Annotated in this window: 21 protein-coding genes; 12 read left to right on the plus strand and 9 right to left on the minus strand. The window is 59.3% G+C overall.

All coding sequences use genetic code 11. The features are described 5' to 3' along the window. Positions 1-47: 47 nt before the first annotated feature. From PG898_RS07500 to PG898_RS07510, 3 genes are all read right to left on the minus strand, one after another. Positions 48-254, minus strand: coding sequence for a PspC domain-containing protein (locus tag PG898_RS07500; RefSeq protein WP_182786702.1), 207 nt, complete (start codon positions 252-254; stop codon positions 48-50). A gap of 2 nt (positions 255-256) precedes the next feature. Next, on the minus strand, positions 257-919 hold the full coding sequence (pspA, locus tag PG898_RS07505; protein WP_042649986.1) for a phage shock protein PspA: 663 nt from the start codon (positions 917-919) through the stop codon (positions 257-259). 208 nt (positions 920-1,127) lie between these two features. Then, complete coding sequence (locus PG898_RS07510) at positions 1,128-1,856, minus strand: 1-acylglycerol-3-phosphate O-acyltransferase (protein WP_042649987.1); 729 nt, start codon at positions 1,854-1,856, stop codon at positions 1,128-1,130. A 176-nt stretch (positions 1,857-2,032) separates the two neighbouring features. On the opposite strand from PG898_RS07510, the gene PG898_RS07515 reads away from it, so the two are divergent. The 4 genes from PG898_RS07515 to PG898_RS07530 are packed head-to-tail and all read left to right on the plus strand — an operon-like array spanning position 2,033 to position 5,762. Then, a complete protein-coding gene (locus PG898_RS07515) occupies positions 2,033-2,410 on the plus strand; it encodes a hypothetical protein (RefSeq protein ID WP_182786704.1) in 378 nt (125 codons plus the stop codon). Between the two features lie 50 nt (positions 2,411-2,460). Next, complete coding sequence (locus PG898_RS07520) at positions 2,461-4,503, plus strand: protein-disulfide reductase DsbD family protein (protein WP_182786706.1); 2,043 nt, start codon at positions 2,461-2,463, stop codon at positions 4,501-4,503. Next, positions 4,500-5,231, plus strand: a complete 732-nt coding sequence (locus PG898_RS07525; RefSeq protein WP_171272739.1) for a DsbA family protein — start codon at positions 4,500-4,502, stop codon at positions 5,229-5,231. The genes PG898_RS07520 and PG898_RS07525 overlap by 4 nt, the downstream gene beginning before the upstream one ends. Before the next feature lie 3 nt (positions 5,232-5,234). Then, positions 5,235-5,762: a protein disulfide oxidoreductase gene (locus PG898_RS07530; protein ID WP_042649991.1), complete on the plus strand. Its 528-nt coding sequence runs from the start codon at positions 5,235-5,237 to the stop codon at positions 5,760-5,762. Between the two features lie 85 nt (positions 5,763-5,847). Here the strand turns inward: PG898_RS07530 and PG898_RS07535 are convergent, their stop codons facing one another. After that, the gene (locus tag PG898_RS07535) at positions 5,848-6,267 is read right to left on the minus strand and encodes an EF-hand domain-containing protein (protein WP_042649992.1); all 420 of its coding nucleotides are present in this window, start codon (positions 6,265-6,267) and stop codon (positions 5,848-5,850) included. A 361-nt stretch (positions 6,268-6,628) separates the two neighbouring features. Between PG898_RS07535 and atcJ the strand changes: the two genes are divergently transcribed. From atcJ to atcC, 4 genes are read left to right on the plus strand one after another with little or no spacing between them, the layout of a single operon-like run. Then, positions 6,629-6,913: a cold adaptation protein ActJcold adaptation protein ActJ gene (gene atcJ / locus PG898_RS07540; RefSeq protein WP_182786708.1), complete on the plus strand. Its 285-nt coding sequence runs from the start codon at positions 6,629-6,631 to the stop codon at positions 6,911-6,913. A 7-nt stretch (positions 6,914-6,920) separates the two neighbouring features. Beyond that, entirely contained in the window at positions 6,921-7,451 is a 531-nt protein-coding gene (atcA, locus tag PG898_RS07545) for a cold adaptation protein AtcA (RefSeq protein WP_171272740.1), read from the plus strand. 12 nt (positions 7,452-7,463) lie between these two features. After that, positions 7,464-8,228: a cold adaptation protein AtcB gene (gene atcB, locus PG898_RS07550; protein ID WP_182786710.1), complete on the plus strand. Its 765-nt coding sequence runs from the start codon at positions 7,464-7,466 to the stop codon at positions 8,226-8,228. Between the two features lie 10 nt (positions 8,229-8,238). Further along, the gene (atcC, locus tag PG898_RS07555) at positions 8,239-9,141 is read left to right on the plus strand and encodes a cold adaptation protein AtcC (RefSeq protein WP_182786712.1); all 903 of its coding nucleotides are present in this window, start codon (positions 8,239-8,241) and stop codon (positions 9,139-9,141) included. Between the two features lie 346 nt (positions 9,142-9,487). Here the strand turns inward: atcC and PG898_RS07560 are convergent, their stop codons facing one another. From PG898_RS07560 to PG898_RS07570, 3 genes are read right to left on the minus strand one after another with little or no spacing between them, the layout of a single operon-like run. Continuing rightward, positions 9,488-9,967, minus strand: coding sequence for a histidine phosphatase family protein (locus PG898_RS07560; protein WP_270823603.1), 480 nt, complete (start codon positions 9,965-9,967; stop codon positions 9,488-9,490). Between the two features lie 4 nt (positions 9,968-9,971). Further along, positions 9,972-11,015, minus strand: coding sequence for an SDR family oxidoreductase (locus PG898_RS07565; protein WP_182786714.1), 1,044 nt, complete (start codon positions 11,013-11,015; stop codon positions 9,972-9,974). A gap of 3 nt (positions 11,016-11,018) precedes the next feature. Continuing rightward, positions 11,019-11,438, minus strand: coding sequence for an ester cyclase (locus PG898_RS07570; protein ID WP_041206470.1), 420 nt, complete (start codon positions 11,436-11,438; stop codon positions 11,019-11,021). Positions 11,439-11,554: 116 nt separating this feature from the next. On the opposite strand from PG898_RS07570, the gene PG898_RS07575 reads away from it, so the two are divergent. The 3 genes from PG898_RS07575 to PG898_RS07585 all read left to right on the plus strand — a co-directional run bounded on the left by PG898_RS07575 (position 11,555) and on the right by PG898_RS07585 (position 13,535). Continuing rightward, complete coding sequence (locus PG898_RS07575) at positions 11,555-12,460, plus strand: LysR family transcriptional regulator (protein WP_182786716.1); 906 nt, start codon at positions 11,555-11,557, stop codon at positions 12,458-12,460. 387 nt (positions 12,461-12,847) lie between these two features. Further along, the gene (locus PG898_RS07580) at positions 12,848-13,099 is read left to right on the plus strand and encodes a hypothetical protein (RefSeq protein ID WP_005330471.1); all 252 of its coding nucleotides are present in this window, start codon (positions 12,848-12,850) and stop codon (positions 13,097-13,099) included. 61 nt (positions 13,100-13,160) lie between these two features. Continuing rightward, complete coding sequence (locus tag PG898_RS07585) at positions 13,161-13,535, plus strand: hypothetical protein (protein ID WP_043132545.1); 375 nt, start codon at positions 13,161-13,163, stop codon at positions 13,533-13,535. A gap of 109 nt (positions 13,536-13,644) precedes the next feature. On the opposite strand, the gene PG898_RS07590 is transcribed toward PG898_RS07585, so the two are convergent. Further along, positions 13,645-13,857: a hypothetical protein gene (locus tag PG898_RS07590; protein WP_182786717.1), complete on the minus strand. Its 213-nt coding sequence runs from the start codon at positions 13,855-13,857 to the stop codon at positions 13,645-13,647. Positions 13,858-14,160: 303 nt separating this feature from the next. On the opposite strand from PG898_RS07590, the gene PG898_RS07595 reads away from it, so the two are divergent. Further along, entirely contained in the window at positions 14,161-15,321 is a 1,161-nt protein-coding gene (locus PG898_RS07595) for a DUF6035 family protein (protein WP_270823600.1), read from the plus strand. A gap of 78 nt (positions 15,322-15,399) precedes the next feature. Here the strand turns inward: PG898_RS07595 and parC are convergent, their stop codons facing one another. Next, a complete protein-coding gene (parC, locus tag PG898_RS07600; RefSeq protein ID WP_270823599.1) occupies positions 15,400-17,688 on the minus strand; it encodes a DNA topoisomerase IV subunit A in 2,289 nt (762 codons plus the stop codon). Positions 17,689-17,750: the final 62 nt, after the last annotated feature.

The raw sequence follows: 17,750 nt of genomic DNA on the forward strand, positions 1-17,750 counted from the left end.
TTGTGCTCCTCACAGGCTTGCAGTGGCCAGCGGGTCTGATCCGGGGATCAATCCAGCCAGCGTTTCAATTCACGACGGGGCGGCATCACCAGCACCGCCAGCAGATAGAGAGCCAGGGCCAGGGGCGGCATCAGGATAAGCGCCAGCAAGGCCAGCACCCGCACCGTCACCCTCGAGATCCCAAGCCCTCTGGCCAGACCGGCGCAGACCCCGGTCAGCTTGCGATGGGCCAGATCTTTGGGCCAGGGGTTCATGGTTATGCCTCCGCCTTCCGGCTTTTCAGGCGAGCCAGCTCGCGCTCAATCTCGTCGTTCAACTCCAGCTCGCGGAACTGGGCCTCCAGGGAGGGATTCTGCCCCAGGGTGGCCGCCTCCAGCTGGGCTTCCAGCTGATCGACCCGGCCCTGAAAGCCGTCGAAGCGGGCCATCAACTCATGCATGCGCTGGTTGTCCACCTGGGCGCGGGCACGGATCCGGCTGTGGGCTGTCTGTTCGCGCAGGGTCAGCATCTTCTGCTTCTCGCGAGCCTCGGTCAGCTTGGTCGCCAGCCGCTCGCTGTCGGCGGTGAGCTGGGCCAGCACCTCGGCCACCCGGGCCTTGTCCTGCTCCAGTTGATCGCACTTCTTGACCTCGGCCAGCTTCTCCGTGAGGGCGGCACGGGCCAGATCCTCACGTCCCTTCTGGATGGCGAGCTCGGCCTTGGCAGACCACTCCTGGATCTGGTGGCGCAGCGCCTGCTGATGGCGCTCCAGCTGTTTCTGTTCGGCGATGACGCGGGCGGCCTGGGTTCTCATCTCGATCTGCACCTGCTCCATCTCTTCGATCATCAGACGCAGCATCTTCTCCGGCTCTTCACTCTTGTCGAGCAGGCTGTGCAGGTTGGCATTGATCACGTCGGTCAGGCGGCTGAATACGCTCATGGTCTGGCTCCTTGTTCATGGGGATGTCACTCTCTTCCCATGGCATTACAAGAGCCGTGCCAAGATAATTTATTGTTGCTTTACAGATAGATGGAGACTTGGCATTGCCATCTCAAGGCCATGAGTTGGTGAGAATTGCCAACAGCGTGGTGATTTTAGCCAATAAAAAAGGGAGCCAGCAGCTCCCTTCATGCAGTTGGGTTCAACCTCAGGCGGCCGGGCGATGGCCCAGCTTGCCATCCAGCTCCGCCAGCTTGGCTTCCATCCTGGCCCGGCAGGTATCAGACAGATCGCGGATGCCGGCAGCGCCGTGCTCCTTGCTGCACAGGGGAGGCAGCATCTCCAGCAGCACCTCGCCGTTGTCCCAGCGGTTCAGGTCAACCTGACCGAAGTAGCTGGAGCAGACGATGGGCACCACGGGCACTTCGGCCTGGACGGCGGTGTGGAAGGCGCCGGCCTTGAACGGCAGCAGACCGCGGCCCTGGGAGCGGGTCCCTTCCGGGAACATCCAGATGGAAGTGCCGTGGTGTTTGATGCGATCCACCACCTGGCCTATGGTGCCGATGGCGCGGGAGCGGTTGGATCTGTCGATCAACACGTTGCCGGAGAGCCAGAAGATGAGGCCGAAGAAGGGCAGCCACAGCAGGCTCTTCTTGCCCACCGCCACCACGCCGGGGCGCACGGCACCGGTCACGGTGAAGATGTCGAAATTGCTCTGGTGATTGCAGACATAGACGGCAGGCCCCACCGACTTGACCTCGTCCGGAATGGTGACCCGGACCTTGAGCCCGATGAGCGGGCAGACGGCATGGTACATGCGGGCGAAAACATAGACGTTGTTGGGGTGGCGCGGACGCACCAGACAGAGCAACAAACCAAACACGAACCAGAAGATGAGCAGCAGGGTAAGCAGCAGCACACGGGCAATTTTGAGCATCGAACACCTCGGAATTTGACTCGGCGCAGTATACTGGTCCCCCTTTTAGCGAACAAGCGTTCGCCAGACAGAACCGACCACCCCAGATGGAGCACGTGCTCTCATCGAATCCCGCTGGCTTGCTCACGCCACCATTGATCGATAGGATATGCCCCATTCAACAGGGTAGGACGAGCATGATTTTGCGACAACGCGTGGCGACAAGACTCCTGCTGCTGGTCTGCATTCTGGTGCTCAACTGTGCGGCCCAGCCGCTGGCCAGATTGGCACAGCTTGACCAGGCCCTGAGTTGCCAGGCTCTTCCCCTCCCCTCGCCCAGCGCCGATGCCGACGAGTGGCAAACCGCGACGCCCCAGCCCAGCAGTTGCCAGCTCAACGGCAAGTGGCTCAGTGCCGCCAACCTGCTCTGCGCCGAGCAGATCTTCTTTGCCATCGCCTTCGTGATTGCCCTGCTGGCGCCCCTGTCGCGCTGCGCCCCTGCGCTTCCCCCTCCCATCAATATCTCGCCCCCCGAACGGCGACTGCACCTCACCCTCTGCGTCTGGCGGGAATGAGTCTGCGGCGGTTTTCTCCACCCTGACTTTCATTTTCAAGAGACAAACACATGTCAAACATCATCAAGACCGCCCTGTTGCTGAGCGGTCTGCTGTGGCAATCCTTTGGGTTGGCCAGCGACACCGGCTGGCTCACCAGCCCCCAGAACGATCACGCCAAGGTGCGGCTGCAAGCTGACACACGGGATCCCGCCGCCCCCCGGATGCTGCTCAGCCTGCAGCTTGAATCCGGATGGAAAACCTATTGGCAGAACCCGGGAGAAGGCGGCATAGCCCCCGAGATCCTCTGGGATAAGCCCGAGCCGACGGCGCAGTGGCACTGGCCAGTGCCCAGGCGGTTCGACGTCAGCGGCATCTCGACCCAGGGCTACCAGGGGGACGTCAGCCTTCCCATCAGCCTCACCCGCAGCGGCAGCGAGGCGCTGACGGGTACCCTGCGCCTCTCGACTTGCAGCAACGTCTGCATCCTGACCGACTACCCCTTCACCCTGGCGCTGGACGGCGCTGCCCCTGACGGGTTCGACCTTGCCTATGCGAAGGCCATGAGCACCCTGCCACAGGCCATGCCGGGCACGGTCACCCTCGAGGCGGGCTACCGGCAGAACCAGCTGCAACTGACCGCCGACAACCCCCAGGGCTGGCAGGATCCCCAGGTCTTCCTCCAACGCCTGGAGGGAGCCGAATTTGGCGAGCCCAGGCTGGAGGTCCAGGGCAACACCCTGATCGCACGCATTCCGGTCAGCGATGGCTGGCAGGGGGATGCCCCCGATATCCGTCATCAGCGGCTCGGGTTGGTGCTGGCAAGTGGCGAGCAGGCCTGGCAGAGCGAGGTCAGCATAGGTGACCCCCTGACCCTGCCGAGCGGCGGCCAGTCGCTGCTCTGGTTGCTGGGAGCCGCGCTGCTGGGGGGCCTCATCCTCAACCTGATGCCCTGCGTGCTGCCGGTGCTGGCCCTCAAGCTGGGATCCGTGCTGCAACTCGAGAGCCGGGAGCGCCGCCCGGTGCGCCTGCAATTCCTGGCGGCCAGTGCAGGCATTCTGGTCTCCTTCTGGGCGCTGGCGCTGATGAGCACCCTGCTGCGCGCCACCCAGGGAGCGGTCGGCTGGGGCATACAGTTCCAGAGCGTCTGGTTTATCGGCTTCATGGTGGTGGTGACGGCGCTGTTTTGCGCCAACCTGCTGGGGCTGTTCGAGCTGCGGTTGCCGAGCAACCTCAATACCCGCCTGGCCACCAGCGGCGGCCAGGGGCTGGGGGGTCACTTCCTGCAGGGCTGCTTTGCCACCCTGCTGGCCACCCCCTGCTCCGCGCCCTTCCTCGGCACTGCGGTCGCCTTTGCGCTCGGGGCGCCGCTCGGCCAGCTCTGGCTCATCTTTACTGCCCTCGGTGTGGGCATGAGCCTGCCCTGGCTGCTGATCGCCGCCTTCCCCCGTCTCGCACTCTGGCTGCCGAAGCCGGGCCGCTGGATGGGACGCCTGCGCACCCTGCTGGGCCTGATGATGCTGGGCTCCAGCCTCTGGCTGCTCAGCCTGCTCGGCAACCACGTCGGCCCCTTCTGGATACTGATCCTGATGGCGCTGATGCTGGTCGCCCTGCTGCTGGCCGTGGTGTGGCGCCATGGCATACGCACGCTGACTTTGGGGCTGGCACTGAGTTGCCTGCTGGGTGGGGCCCTGCTGTTCGGCGGCGCCTTCACCCTGGACGGCAAGCCCCAGCAGGACAGGGTCGACTGGCAGCCGCTCTCGGAGCAGGCCATCACGCTGGCACTGGCCCAGAACAAACGAGTCTTCGTCGATGTGACCGCAGACTGGTGCATCACCTGCAAAGCCAACAAATTCAACGTACTGCTGCGAGATGATGTGCAACAGGCCCTGAGCGCCCCCGATGTGGTGGCCCTGCGCGGGGACTGGAGCCGTCCCTCCGACACCATCGCCAACTTTCTGCGCCAGCGCGGCAGCGTGGCCATTCCCTTCAACCAGATCTACGGGCCCGGCCTGACGGATGGCGAGATCCTCTCCCCCCTGCTGGACCGATCGACCCTGCTTGCCACCCTGTCGCAAGCCGGTATTGCCCCCTCTCAAGGAGAAACCAAATGAAACCGACCCTGCTCGCCCTGACCCTGCTGGGCACCTTGTTGACCCCGGCTCTGCACGCCGCCCCCTTCACCCCGGAGCAGGAGGCCCGCATCAAGGAGCTCATCCGCGAGACCCTGGTCCAGAATCCGAAGATCCTCGATGAAGCGGCCGAATCCTGGGAGAAACAGAACGCCGCGGATCAGGCGGCCCAGCTCGGCGACTTCATCAAGGGCAACCAGGACGTGCTGTTCAACAGTGCCACCAGCCCGCGCCTGGGGGCCAAGAACCCCAAGCTGACCCTGGTGCTCTTCACCGACTACAACTGCCCCTACTGCAAGCAGTTCGACCCTGCGGTGGCCAAGCTGCTCAAGGCCTATCCGAACGATCTGGGGCTGGTGATCAAGCTGCTGCCGTTCAAGGGGCAGACCTCCGCCAAGGCGGCCCAGTACAGCCTGACCCTGTGGCAGCAGGATCCGGCCCGCTTCCTCGCTCTGCACGACAAGCTGATGAGCAAGCAAGGCATGCTGACCGAGGCGGACATCAACAAGGCGCTGGCAGCCACCGGCAATGTGGCGCTCAAACCCGAGGGCAAGGCCACCGAGGAGCTGCGCAATAGTCTGCGTATCGGCACCCTCTTGGGGGTGCAGGGCACACCGGCGACCCTGATCGGCAATCAGCTGGTGCCGGGCGCCCTCCCCTACGAGCAGCTCGAACAGCTCGTGAAAACTGAACTGGCGAAACTGGGGTAACGAATGACCGAGACGGCAACCCCCAGACCCCGCTGGCGACGCTGGGGCAAGGAGGCGCTCTGGCTGCTGCTGTTTGCCCTGATCCTCTCGACCGTGCTGGATCTGTGGCGCAGCCCGGCGCTGCCGGAGGGCAGCCCGCTGCCAGTGCTGACTCTGCAAGATGGCACCCGGGCCGACCTGCAGGCCATGAGCCGGGAGCGGCCGCTGCTGATCTACTACTGGGCCAGCTGGTGCGCCGTCTGCCGCTTCACGACCCCGGCAGTGGAGCAGCTCTGGCAAGACGGCGAGAACGTGCTGACGGTGGCACTGCGCTCCGGTGACAACACCAGACTGCAACAGGGCATGGCCAGAAAGGGGCTCAGCTTCCCGACTCACAACGATGAGCAGGGGACGCTCGCCGCCCGCTGGCAGGTAAACGTCACCCCCAGCTTCCTCATCCTCAAGGACGGCAAGGTGGTGAGCAGCACCACGGGCTGGAGCAGTCGCTGGGGCTTGCAGCTACGGCTGCTGTGGGCCAGCTGGCTGGCTTGAGCCCCATCACAATGAGCAGAGCCCGGTATGACTACCGGGCTCTTTTTTCATCTTGAAGGTGGTTCCCTTCACTTCAGGCTCAGACCTATTGCGCCGGGGACATCATCCCCTGGCCGAGCCGGGCCTTGACGTTTGCCCGTTCGGCCTCGTCGATCACGCCGTCACCGTTCTTGTCCAGACGGGTGAAGAGGGTCTCATGGCGTTCCATGAACTGCGCCTTGGTCGTATCCTGCATCGGCCTCATGTTGCCCATCTTGCCCGGCATGGCCTTGCCCGATTGCTTCATCGCCTCTTGCATCTTGGCCATGGCGGCCTCTTTCTCGGCAACCGACAGGGTGCCATCACCGTTGCTGTCTTGCCGGGCGAAGCGCTGCTCGGCTCTTTCCATGAACTGGGCCTTGGTGATATCCCCCTTGAGCATCACCAGCGGCTCATCGAGACTCTCATCGGCGGCGATGGCGACACCGCCCAGCAGTACCAGAGGCAGAAGATAACGTTTGAACATGATGTCTATTCCTTGTGATGGCCCCGGCCTTGCCGGGTCCTGATGCCTATCCCCAGGGCAGGATCCTTGTCACATGCACGCCCGACGATGTGGTTCCAGCATGAGTACACTGTCGCCCGTCACGGATACCCTCTGTCAGTGTAGTCCCCATGCCGGGCCCTCCGTGTCTGCAGGGCTGACAAGCCGCTCCGTGACGAGCGGGATCCGTGCCCGTCCCGGGCTGCCGTCATCTCGTGTCCTATTCATGGCGGTGGCCGGTAGTTTCCGTTAAAATGACGGGTTTTTACCGTGCCTGGTTCCCCCAAGCCCCATCAGGCGCCAGCATTGTGACTCTGATGATGCCAGTGATGCAGGATCTGCCATGAACAACTACTTTCGGGTGCTGGGCGTCAAGTCCAACGCCAACGAAAACGACATCAAGAAAGCCTATAGACGGCTCTCGAACCAGTACCACCCCGACAAGTTGCACGGGGCGAGCGAAGAAGAGAAAGAGCAGGCAGCCATCAAGCTGCATCAGGTGAAGAAGGCCTACGAGGTACTTTCCGATCCCAAGGCGAGAGCCGCTTTCATCAAAGATTTCAACAACGTCATCGTGACCGATCCCGCTGCTGCCATGCAGGAGATGTGGGACCAATTCTACCCCTGAGGGCGCTATGCAAAAAAAATGGGACCAGGCGCGCATCAAAGCGCTGATGAGTGACGCGGGCGAGAACATCGAATCCTACCGGGATCAGGATCAGCCCAAGGCGCTCGAGCAGTTCACCGGCAAGATGAAGGCCCTGCTGCTGGCCGATATCAGCATGCTGGAGTTCATGCCCGAATACCTGCCGCTCGCCCTCTATGGCCGGGTACAGTTCCCGCCCAAGGCGAAACCGGAGTGGGCCAGGTGGCTCGCCGACGGCGTACAACCCTCATGGGACGCGTTCAAGGTATCGGTAGCGTTCAACAACGCCGATCTGCCGCTGGTCAAGGCGGTGCGGGCCCAGAGCGAAGATCAGTTGATCGAAGCCTGCGCCGTGCTCTATCTGCTGGACAATCCCCTGCCCCGCGGTGGCCGCCGTGCCGATGACGACTACGAGTTGCGGGACGAAGAAGAGGAAGATGGGGAAGATGCCGACGCCGACTATCATGGCGGCGAGGGTGAGGAAGACGATCAGGACATGTACGACGAAGTACGTTTCTAATTGGGGCAAGGCATGAGCAATAGTCTGATAGAAATTACCGCCATCGAGATCAAAGAGCTGGCCGTGGTCGAACCGAAACAGGCGAGCGAGAAGTTCGAGCTGATCGCCAAGACCATGTCCGACGAGCAGTTGGCCGAAGTGATTGAAAACATTGATATCGTCACCCTGACCCAGATCAACGGCCAGCACGACATCTCCTTCCCGTCCATCATCTCCGAGCTGATGACCCCGGAGCGGATCCGCGACATCGTCTGCCAGCAACCGCTCTACTGGGAAGAGGCCATCAAGAACAATGCCGAAGAGCTGCAGCAGCACACCTTCGACTTCCTCAACTACCTGATCCGCACCCAGGACAGCGAGGCCAAGCAGACCGAGATCCTGGAGTGCATCGCCGACGATCCCGCCGGGCTCTTCTACCTCGCCATCCCCTTCATCGAGTTCTATCGCGGCGATCGCTACGAGGATGAAGAGGGCTATCGCGACGCCCTGCACGCCGAAGAGGAAGATCTCGAGGAGTCCCTCACCTACAGCGAGCGCCAGCAGAGCGAAGATGCCCACGACTACCCGCTGGATGACCCGAGAAGCCTCTTGATGCTCATTCGCGAGCAGGCTCCCGAGGTGGAGAAAGCGATCAAGTCGCTGCTGCGCAGCGAGAACGCCACCTGGGACGGCATCATCAACAAGTTCGCCAACGAGCTGGTAATGCAGGCCAAGGAGAAGAACCAGGTCAGCGACGAGTACGACGAAGTGGACGACATGTTCAGCTTCCTGGATTGAGGAGAGCCCTATGCAGCTAGTCATCCGCGAGGCCAACGAAGGCCCCTTCCTCACCCAGGTACTGCGTTTTGGCCGCGACAACGAACGCCTGAGCGACCAGCAGCTTGCCGCCATCAAGGGCAAGGCGGTGCTGATGAGCCTGAAGTTCGCCGACAAGTACTACAACAAGTACAAGATGCACCTGCTGGAGCAGGCCGCCCACGACGTCATCGGCGTGGTGAGCCTGGGGTTGCAGGAGCTCTCCGGGCGCGACAATGCCCGGGCGCTGGCCCTGCTGCAGGCGCCGGAGGGGCCCATCAAGCCGTTCCAGAAGGGCTGGTCCATGCTGATCTCCGTCAGCCCCAAACAGACGGGCAACAGCCTATATGGCGACGTGGATGCCAGGCTGCTGGACAAGATCTCGAGCCCCCCCGACATCGAGGAGTGGCAAGGGTGGCAGGAGTACGAGAAGGCGCTGGCCGAGCACAACAAGAGCCGCCTGATGGGGCTCATCGATCAGCACTTCTTCGCCAGCGAGAGCGACCACCCCACCATGGAGGACAAGCTGGCCGAGGCCCTGCTTTACCGCATCCTCTGCGGCAAGGGTAGCGGCGCCGCGCCCTTGAAGGTGAAGCAGGATCTCAAGCGCAAACTGGCGCGGGAGATTGAACTCGACGAGGCCTGGTACGATACCAACTATCTCGCCGCCCAGCTTGCCCTGATGCTCGCCGAACTGCCCGCCGACATGGCCGCCGCCCTGCGCCAGGAGCTGAGCCCGGGCTTCGTGCCGAACCTGCTGCACACCCTGGGGTTTGTGCGCCAGTATCAGCAACTGCAACGGGACAACGCCTCGCCGGAGAAGCTCGACAACATGGAGATGCGCGCCGGGCTCCGTCACCCCCTGCTCGGCTGGCCCCTCTACCACGACTTCTAGGGCGCATTTTCACCACCCACACCATAGTCCCACAACGCCCGGCTTGCCGGGCGTTGTGTCATCTGCCTGGCAGTAGGCGCCGCCGAACAAGCACTGCCAATAGAACACGCCCCTATATAAGCACTAACGTACAACCAACCCAATTGTGAGGCGTCGAGCGCTCCTCTCGGGAACGCTCGCAGGTCATTGCAACCATACCCGTATCGGCCCAGTCAGTTTCGAAGGGGGTCGCCGATCTCTGCATAACAGAAGCGCTCACCTCTTAAATACTGTCATTTTGATACACAGTCGCACTCCAATATTGGCTGCCGTTACCTGCTTGGTGAGTCCATCCATCTGCCTCCAGTTATCTGGCAATCATTCGATTCATAAAGCCATGACCGAGCAGCAGCACCGGTCCTTCGCTGGCAAGGGATTGAAGTCGTTGAGCTGCCGTGCTGGCGCGCCTCTTCGCAGTGCCGACAGATTCGACTCCGTGTGAGTAACCCCACAACCATAAGATTCGCAGGATAAACGCCCAGGCAAACGGCGATAGCCGTGGCAGTCTCCAGTGGCCATAAGGCAGTGGCGCTTCACGAAATAGCCCGTCGACGAGGGTGGGCTTCAGGCCGAGCGCCTGGACTGAGGTCAGCGCACGAGGCAGGTTGCTCGAGACTATCACCTTGGCGGTAGCGGCGAGTCGCTTGCTGGCTTCCGGGACGGGGTGCTTGGTAATGTCGGAGCTGTCGTACTGCTCGATCCAATCTTTCATCTCGAGCGCTGACATTTTGTCGGTTGCGGCCAGCTTGGGCTGGCCGTGACGCATCAGGATTATTTTTCTGCTCACCGTCTCACTGTCCGTTTACGCCCTTGTCCTGATGTGTTCCAAACCAACCATGATCACGGTACCACACCACTGTGTCGGTGATGGTTTGCTCCAACGCCCGGAAACGCAGATCAAGCTCTCGCTCACTCTTGCCGTGATTGAAACAGGTGCGGTCCTTTTCTCGTATCAACAGGCGCAATGTAGCCATGCTCAGCAGAATGGGCTTGCCAGTAATACGCGCGTAGACCTCCTGCACCGCCGCCAAGGCGTATAAAAAGGGCAGCGGCAGTTGTCGAACGGGTGTCTTGACGCCAGCGATACGCCCAAGAACAGGTATCAGCTCACGCATTGTCATATGCCGGCCAGCCGCGAGATAGCGCTCACCCCGGCGCCCATACCTGGCTGCAGCGATCAGCGCCAATGCCACATCGCGAGCATCGACAACGGAGAAGCTACCGGGGATAAGTCCGGGCAATTTACCGCGTACGACATCGTTGACCAACTGTCCCGAGGAGGTCGGGCCAATGTCGGCAGGACCCCACATCCAGCCAGGCAGGACCATGCAGGCATGCATCTCGGGATGGGTTTCCAGGAACGACAGGACGACACGGTCGGCGAGGATCTTGCTGCGGTAATAGTCATCCGCGTCAGCGTCGGCCCGCAGACAGTTTTCATCAATTGACGTGCCGGGTGCGCCGTCGAGCACGGCAATGGAAGACGTATGGATAAACCGTCTTATGCCAGCGCTATAGGCCTGGCCAAGCAGGTTTCGTGTACCGGACACATTAATCTTGTCGAGCTCCTCCCAGTGACTGCCGCCCTTGTAGCTGTCGCGAAAGTACGCTGCAGTGTGGAACACCGTATCACAGCCTTGTAGCGACGCAGCGAACGCATCGACATCAGCCATGTCGCCCACCACCAGTTCCACACCCGGCAGATCCTTGAACTGTTGTTCACCTTTGGCTCTTGAACGAACCAGGGCTTTGACTGCGTGACCACGAGCGACCAGTTCACGCACCAGGTTGTTGCCCAGCAAGCCGGTCGCGCCAGTGACAAATGTGTTATGCATGCATCACCCCTCACTCTGATCGGCTAACGGCATCAATACCACACGGTCGAAGAAAACTTCTTCACGTATGACCAAGCCGTCTCTGAAGGTGAGGTGTGCGGCGTAATACAAGGTAATGTGGCGCCCATGAGGTGGAATCACCCGGTCTGACAGCACTAATGGTGCCGTGAAGGTGCCGGTCAGGAAGACGATCAGTGCCAAACGATCGTCAGTGACAACAAATGGGCTCAAGATCACTTTGGCATCGGGGAATGCTTCGAGTAGCGCGAGCTCTCGCTTGTGCATGGCCTCACGACCTGTTTGTATCCCTATGCCATCGAAGTAGCCAACGTCTTCGGAAACCAGTGCAAGCATCGCCTCCAGGTCTCGGCGATTAAAGGCGCTGGCGGCGCGTGCCGCATAGCCATTGGAACCAGTTGTCATACAGTCCATTCCATTCTTTTCGAGGGAGTGTAGATATACCGTTGACGCCGCTATCTAAAAACAGCGGCTACTGCATAATAGCTTTGCAAATTTGCAGATCAGGCAAGATATGGAGCATGGCTTTGCAAGCAAACTGGGACGATCTTCGCCTGTTGTTGGCAGTCTCGCGACGTGGCAGCTTTCTTCAGGCTGGCCAATTGCTGGGGATCGCAGCCTCTACTGTGGCGCGACGGCTGACTCAGCTTGAAGGCGCACTGGGCGAGCCACTCGTCGAGCGGGGAGTTGAAGGATGCAGGTTGACCCCACGAGGCCAATCCCTCGTGGACGTTGCCCTGGCCGCAGAAGCAGGCTTGAGACGTCAAACCGTGACGGGCATGTCCGAACCGCACACAGAGCTATCTGGCAATATCGTGGTCAGTGCAGGAGAGGGATTCTCGTCTTGCGTGCTGGAGGCCGCGAATCGCTTCACCACTCTGCATCCGCGATGCTCGGTGGAGTTGCTGGTCACAGCCGATTTTCACAAGATCGTCCGCGGCGCCGCAGACATTGCTGTACGCACGACTCATCTGGGCGAACCTTCGCTTATTTATCGCTTCATAGACAGGCTCGTTTACGGCGTCTTCGCCGATGCGGCTTATCTGAAGCGGTTTCCGGGGCTGACTCCAGCCACTGCGGTCAATATTGGCCTGCTTCCTCCGCTGGACATGTTGCCTCAAATGCGTGCGGCAAAGGCCGCAGGTCTGGACCACACGCCGATCAGCGTGAACTCGTTTTCGGTTCAACTCGAATCGGTGAGGCGAGGTATGGGGGTGGCGGTGCTGCCCCGTATTCTGGCGAAGGATCTGATCGAATTGTTCCCGGAACTCCAGCTTCCAGATATGGAGGTCTATCTGGTGACCCGGCCGCAGGTATTGAAACAGGCTCACATCAAATGTTTTTTTGTCATCCTGGAGAAGGTTCTTATTGAAGCCCTGTCCATGAAGAGCGTCGACGATCACCTCTTGGAAGACGCGCCGAAATGAGTGCGTCATATACAGGAGCTTCAGATTCAACCAATTGAAATAAATATAGAAACACTTCGTTTGTGATCTCGTTTATCGCCAAACAAAATCAACACGCGCGAAGCCTATGACCATTATCAATGCCAATGACTAACTCCTGGCTCCCGCCGTACTCGAACACATTGCTCGGCTGGCCGCTCTACCACGACTTCTAGGGCGCATTTTCACCGCCCACACCATAGTCCCACAACGCCCGGCTTGCCGGGCGTTGTGCCATCTGCCAGGCAGTAGGCGCAACAGGACTACCTCCTAAGCGTCATTGGCCCACATTTTGTCAGGGATATAATGACTCCCCTATACGACCGCAGGGGAAGAGCCATGAGCAGAAAGCCGGACAGGATCACCGCGATGCAGCAGATCATCGACGCCGTGAAGCAAGAATTCCCGCTCTATCAGCCGGATACCTTCAAATGTGGACCAGACAACACCTGCATCGGCTGCCCCAAAAAGCTGATGGAGCTGGTGGACACCGACCTCTCCTACTGGCAATACCAGATCGATCGCGGCATCCCGCCCAGCTTCGACGAGATCCAGCGCTTCGGCAAGATGTGCAAGAACATCCGCCGGGCCCTGGTGCGCAACGGCCGCATCCCCGCCTGATTTCGCATACGCCTTGATCACCCATAGACGGCCCTCCGACGAAGGGGCCAAGGAGCAGACCATGACTCAGGAAAGGATCCAGACCCAATACCGACTCGGTGGCCCCTTCGCCAACCAGGCCGAGCTGGCACAGGCCATCGCCCTGGCCATAGAGGCCCACAAGCGGGACTTCTTCCCCCTGCTGGAGCGGCTGGTGGATGAGGGGAACCCCGGTGTCCACCTGAGCCAGGAGCACCCGCCTCGGGTGCTCGGCATCGAACTTGACCAGAGTGGTATCCAGGGGCGGGCCCACCTCGGCTACGAGTCCAACTTCTTCGAGGGTTGCCTTATCGTCGACAAATATGATCAGCACCAGATCGACCTGCCCTTTTGCCTCGAAGGGGATCAGCTGACGTTCGATATCGAGTTGCCCATCGCCTGGAATTTCAATAACTGAGGGGTTCGCGATCTCGCCTGGCATCATCACAAGAAAGGAGCCTTGCCGGCTCCTTTTTCAATGCTCCCCGCAGATGGCAGGCGAGGCGGTTGTAACCCCTTTGCCCGCGTCAGGTGAGATAGTAACGCCACGACCTGATCGGCTCGGCGTAGCCGACCCGGATGCAGAAGGGGGCAAGCTCGTGATTAGCCTGCTCCAGGCTGAGGGTCTGGTGGGCATCCTGCTGACACCACTGCACGAACTCGTCGCTGTTGAAGCTGTAGTGATCCCCGTGAAAGACCCCGTGGGCCTCGATCAGTCCGATGGCTTTCTCCGTTTCCATGTTTGGCCTCCTGGCACTGTGCTGTTCCTTTCAAGCTTAGCGAGCGGGGGGCGAGTAGGGTCGATTAGCGAAGCGTAATTGTCCACGCCATTGGCACCGTGCGATTGGAAAGGGGAAAAGAGGGGTTGTTCGTAGGACAGCGGCAACCGACTTTCGCGATCGTCTTATTACGCTTCGCTAATCAGACCTACGGCCCTACACAAGAAGCGGAGAGCTTCATACAACGCCCTTTACGAGGTACACTGCTCAAAATTCAACCTTGCTCATCTTGACTATTTTTCAGAAGTTTATGGAGGAACACTGATGAAACAGGGCACTCTTAAAGAAGTTTTTTCTCCTTCAGATGGAAAAACATATTTCGTAAGAGATATTTTAGAGCGTTCCCAAAAAGAACTCTTTGAGATGAGGCGAAAACTGAGGCCGAGTGTTAATGAACTCACCATGTTATGTTCAACATGCTACCAGCCTGTAATATTGGCGGGCCGTTCAGATCAAAGTTTCTACTTTAGGCATATTAAGGACTCTGATGACTGTCCAATCAAGACGACGTCCCACCTTACTTTCGATGAAATAAATGCAATGAAATACAATGGGCAAAAAGAAGGCCCATTGCATAGAGTCAACAAGCTGTTAATTGCCAAATTACTAGAGAGTGACCCCACTTTTAGTTGCGTAGAAGTAGAAAAAACCTTTCGAGAGGAAAATATCACTGGAATTGCAAAAAAATGGCGTAGACCTGATGTTTCTGCAATCAATACCAAGCTTGGCGTAAGAGTTGCTTTTGAACTGCAAGTTTCCACAACATTTATCGATATCATAATTGCTCGCGAAGAGTTTTATAAAAACAGTGCAGCCTTTATTTTATGGATTTTCTTGAATTTTGAGAAAAAGAAATTCACTGAGCTGGATATTTTTTATGCAAATAAATCCAATGCTTTCATATTTGATGATGAAGCCAAAGCTGCCAGCTCAGTTGCAGAGAAACTCTTATTAAAATGCTATTACCACGAATATTATGCAGAGGAATTACAAGACACAGCAACAGTTTCAGTGCGAGCTGTTGATAGGCTGGTATCACTGGATGATTTAACATATGACAAGGATACTGGAAAACTCTATTTTTTTGATTCAGATTTATCAGAAAAGAATGCACAAAATCAAGCCCAAACCATAAAGGAAGAAAAAGCTAAAGAGAAACTGTTTCTTGAAACCCAAAAACGTGAAGTGTCTAAAAAGGAAGTGAAAAGAAATGATTTTTATAGCATTTACAATGCAAAATCAAGCCCCACCAAAAGCAATCAAATGAAACCTAGGAAAGGCTTATCGGAAAAGCTCTACAGTGAAATATCAACAACAAAAAAATTTGAAAAGCTTCGCTGTGAGAAATGTGGAAATACAGACGACTTCCGTAATAAAGCTTGTTTTATAATCTGCAACCATTGCAATGAAGACGTTAAATATTAGCCAGCAACCACATATATAAAAAGATGACTTTTAACTTAAGATTTAATAAGAAGGGCGCTTTCGCGCCCTTCTTATTAATTACCCTTCCTGATTTTCCCCAGCAACCGTCTCACCGGCCACGGGCTCAATCTCGATGCGATCGACGCGCTGCAAGCCGCGGGGCAGCTTGGCGCCGCGGCGGCCGCGCTCGCCGCGGTAGTAGTCGAGATCCGAGGGTTTCAGAGTCAGCTTGCGCTTGCCGGCAAACAGGGTGACATATTGCCCCTGCGGGATAATGGCGGCCATCACCATAAACTCCTCCCGCGCCTTGACGCAAGCCGAGGGGATGCTGATGAGCTTGTTGCCCTTGCCCTTGCCGAGCACCGGCAGGGTGCTGAGCGGGAACAGCAGCATGCGCCCCTCGTTGGAGATGGCCATGCAGAGATCGGTCTCTGGCGAGCCAATCTTCTGGGGTGCCATCACCTGGCCCCCTTCCGGCACCGTCAGCAGCGCCTTGCCGTTCTTGTTCTTGCCAATCAGATCGTCATATTTGCAGACGAAGCCGTAACCGGCGTCGCTCGCGATCAGATACGGCTCGCCCTCGTTACCCATCACCAGATGGCGCACCTCTTCCCCCGCCCCCAGGGCGAAGCGGCCGGTGAGCGGCTCCCCCTGACTGCGGGCGGAAGGCAGAGTATGCGTCTCCAGGGAATAGGTACGGCCCAGGCTGGAGAGGAACACCGCCTGCTGGTTGCTGCGCCCGCAGGCGTGGGCGAGATAACCGTCCCCCGCCTTGTAGGAGAGCCCCATAACGTCCACATCGTGGCCCTTGGCGGCGCGCACCCAGCCCTTGTCGGAGAGGATGACGGTCACCGGCTCGCTCGGGGTCAGCTCCTTTTCGGTCAGGGCCACGGCGGTGGCCCGCTCCACCAGCGGGGTGCGGCGATCGTCGCCATACTTCTCGGCATCCGCCAGCAGCTCTTTCTTGAGCAGGGTGTTGAGGCGACGCTCGGAGCCCAGAATGAGTTCGAGTTTGTCCCGCTCCTCGGCCAGTTCTTCCTGCTCGGCACGCAGCTTGAACTCTTCGAGCTTGGCCAGATGGCGCAGTTTGAGCTCGAGGATGGCCTCGGCCTGGGTCTCACTGATGTTGAAGCGCTCCACCATCACCTTGCCCGGCTCATCCTCGGTGCGGATGATCTCGATCACCTCGTCGATGTTGAGGTAGGCGACCAGCAAGCCTTCGAGGATGTGCAGGCGAGCCAGCACCTTGTCGAGACGATATTGCAGACGGCGACGCACCGTCTCGCGGCGAAAGACGATCCATTCGGAGAGGATCATCTTGAGGGTCTTCACCTGGGGTCTGTTGTCCAGCCCCAGGATGTTGAGGTTGACCCTGTAGTTCTTCTCCAAGTCAGTGGTGGCGAACAGGTGGGCCATCAGCCCCTCCACATCCACCCGGTTGGAGCGGGGAATGATCACCAGACGGGTCGGGTTCTCGTGGTCAGATTCGTCCCGCAGGTCGGTGACCATGGGCAGCTTTTTCGCCACCATCTGGGCGGCGATCTGCTCCATGATCTTGGCACCTGAGGCCTGATGGGGCAGCGCCGTGATGACGATGTCGCCATCCTCCTCGCTCCAGACCGCCCGCTGCTTGATGGAGCCCTTGCCGGTCTCGTAGATTTTGCGAATGTCATCGCGCGGCGTGATGATCTCGGCGTTAGTTGGGTAGTCCGGCCCCTGAATGTGCGCCATCAAGGCATCGAGCCCTGCATGGGGGTTGTCCAGCAGCTCGGCGCAGGCATAAGCCACTTCCCGCGCGTTGTGGGGCGGGATATCGGTCGCCATCCCTACCGCGATACCGGTCACCCCGTTGAGCAGGATGTGGGGCAGGCGGGCGGGCAGCACCACGGGTTCCTTCATGGTGCCGTCGAAGTTCGGCGTCCACTCCACCGTGCCCTGGCCGAGCTCGGAGAGCAGCAGCTCGGAGAAGCGGGACAGCCGCGCCTCGGTATAACGCATGGCGGCGAAGGATTTGGGATCGTCCGGCGCCCCCCAGTTGCCCTGACCGTCCACCAGCGGGTAGCGGTAGGAGAAGGGCTGGGCCATCAGCACCATGGCTTTGTAACAGGCGCTGTCGCCGTGGGGGTGGTATTTACCCAGCACGTCACCCACGGTACGGGCGGACTTCTTGTGCTTGGACAGCGCCGACAACCCCAGCTCGCTCATGGCGTAGATGATGCGCCGCTGCACGGGCTTGAGGCCGTCGCCGATGTGCGGCAGGGCCCGGTCCATGATGACGTACATGGAGTAGTTCAAGTAAGCCTGCTCGGTGAAGGCGCGCATGGGCTGGCGCTCTACCCCGTCCAGACTGAGCTCTAGATCGCTCATAGATTTGTTCTCTTTCGGTTATAGAGTCGGTTGGCGCTCTACTTCATCCACAGACTGAGCTC

Source organism: Aeromonas sp. QDB31 (assembly GCF_027707605.1).
Lineage (GTDB): Bacteria > Pseudomonadota > Gammaproteobacteria > Enterobacterales > Aeromonadaceae > Aeromonas > Aeromonas media.

Bases quoted from the DNA above. Each gene is read 5' to 3' on its own strand.
- PG898_RS07500 (WP_182786702.1), bottom strand. From the start codon at position 254: ATGAACCCCTGGCCCAAAGATCTGGCCCATCGCAAGCTGACCGGGGTC.
- pspA (WP_042649986.1), bottom strand. From the start codon at position 919: ATGAGCGTATTCAGCCGCCTGACCGACGTGATCAATGCCAACCTGCAC.
- PG898_RS07510 (WP_042649987.1), bottom strand. From the start codon at position 1,856: ATGCTCAAAATTGCCCGTGTGCTGCTGCTTACCCTGCTGCTCATCTTC.
- PG898_RS07515 (WP_182786704.1), top strand. From the start codon at position 2,033: ATGATTTTGCGACAACGCGTGGCGACAAGACTCCTGCTGCTGGTCTGC.
- PG898_RS07520 (WP_182786706.1), top strand. From the start codon at position 2,461: ATGTCAAACATCATCAAGACCGCCCTGTTGCTGAGCGGTCTGCTGTGG.
- PG898_RS07525 (WP_171272739.1), top strand. From the start codon at position 4,500: ATGAAACCGACCCTGCTCGCCCTGACCCTGCTGGGCACCTTGTTGACC.
- PG898_RS07530 (WP_042649991.1), top strand. From the start codon at position 5,235: ATGACCGAGACGGCAACCCCCAGACCCCGCTGGCGACGCTGGGGCAAG.
- PG898_RS07535 (WP_042649992.1), bottom strand. From the start codon at position 6,267: ATGTTCAAACGTTATCTTCTGCCTCTGGTACTGCTGGGCGGTGTCGCC.
- atcJ (WP_182786708.1), top strand. From the start codon at position 6,629: ATGAACAACTACTTTCGGGTGCTGGGCGTCAAGTCCAACGCCAACGAA.
- atcA (WP_171272740.1), top strand. From the start codon at position 6,921: ATGCAAAAAAAATGGGACCAGGCGCGCATCAAAGCGCTGATGAGTGAC.
- atcB (WP_182786710.1), top strand. From the start codon at position 7,464: ATGAGCAATAGTCTGATAGAAATTACCGCCATCGAGATCAAAGAGCTG.
- atcC (WP_182786712.1), top strand. From the start codon at position 8,239: ATGCAGCTAGTCATCCGCGAGGCCAACGAAGGCCCCTTCCTCACCCAG.
- PG898_RS07565 (WP_182786714.1), bottom strand. From the start codon at position 11,015: ATGCATAACACATTTGTCACTGGCGCGACCGGCTTGCTGGGCAACAAC.
- PG898_RS07570 (WP_041206470.1), bottom strand. From the start codon at position 11,438: ATGACAACTGGTTCCAATGGCTATGCGGCACGCGCCGCCAGCGCCTTT.
- PG898_RS07575 (WP_182786716.1), top strand. From the start codon at position 11,555: ATGGCTTTGCAAGCAAACTGGGACGATCTTCGCCTGTTGTTGGCAGTC.
- PG898_RS07580 (WP_005330471.1), top strand. From the start codon at position 12,848: ATGCAGCAGATCATCGACGCCGTGAAGCAAGAATTCCCGCTCTATCAG.
- PG898_RS07585 (WP_043132545.1), top strand. From the start codon at position 13,161: ATGACTCAGGAAAGGATCCAGACCCAATACCGACTCGGTGGCCCCTTC.
- PG898_RS07590 (WP_182786717.1), bottom strand. From the start codon at position 13,857: ATGGAAACGGAGAAAGCCATCGGACTGATCGAGGCCCACGGGGTCTTT.
- PG898_RS07595 (WP_270823600.1), top strand. From the start codon at position 14,161: ATGAAACAGGGCACTCTTAAAGAAGTTTTTTCTCCTTCAGATGGAAAA.
- parC (WP_270823599.1), bottom strand. From the start codon at position 17,688: ATGAGCGATCTAGAGCTCAGTCTGGACGGGGTAGAGCGCCAGCCCATG.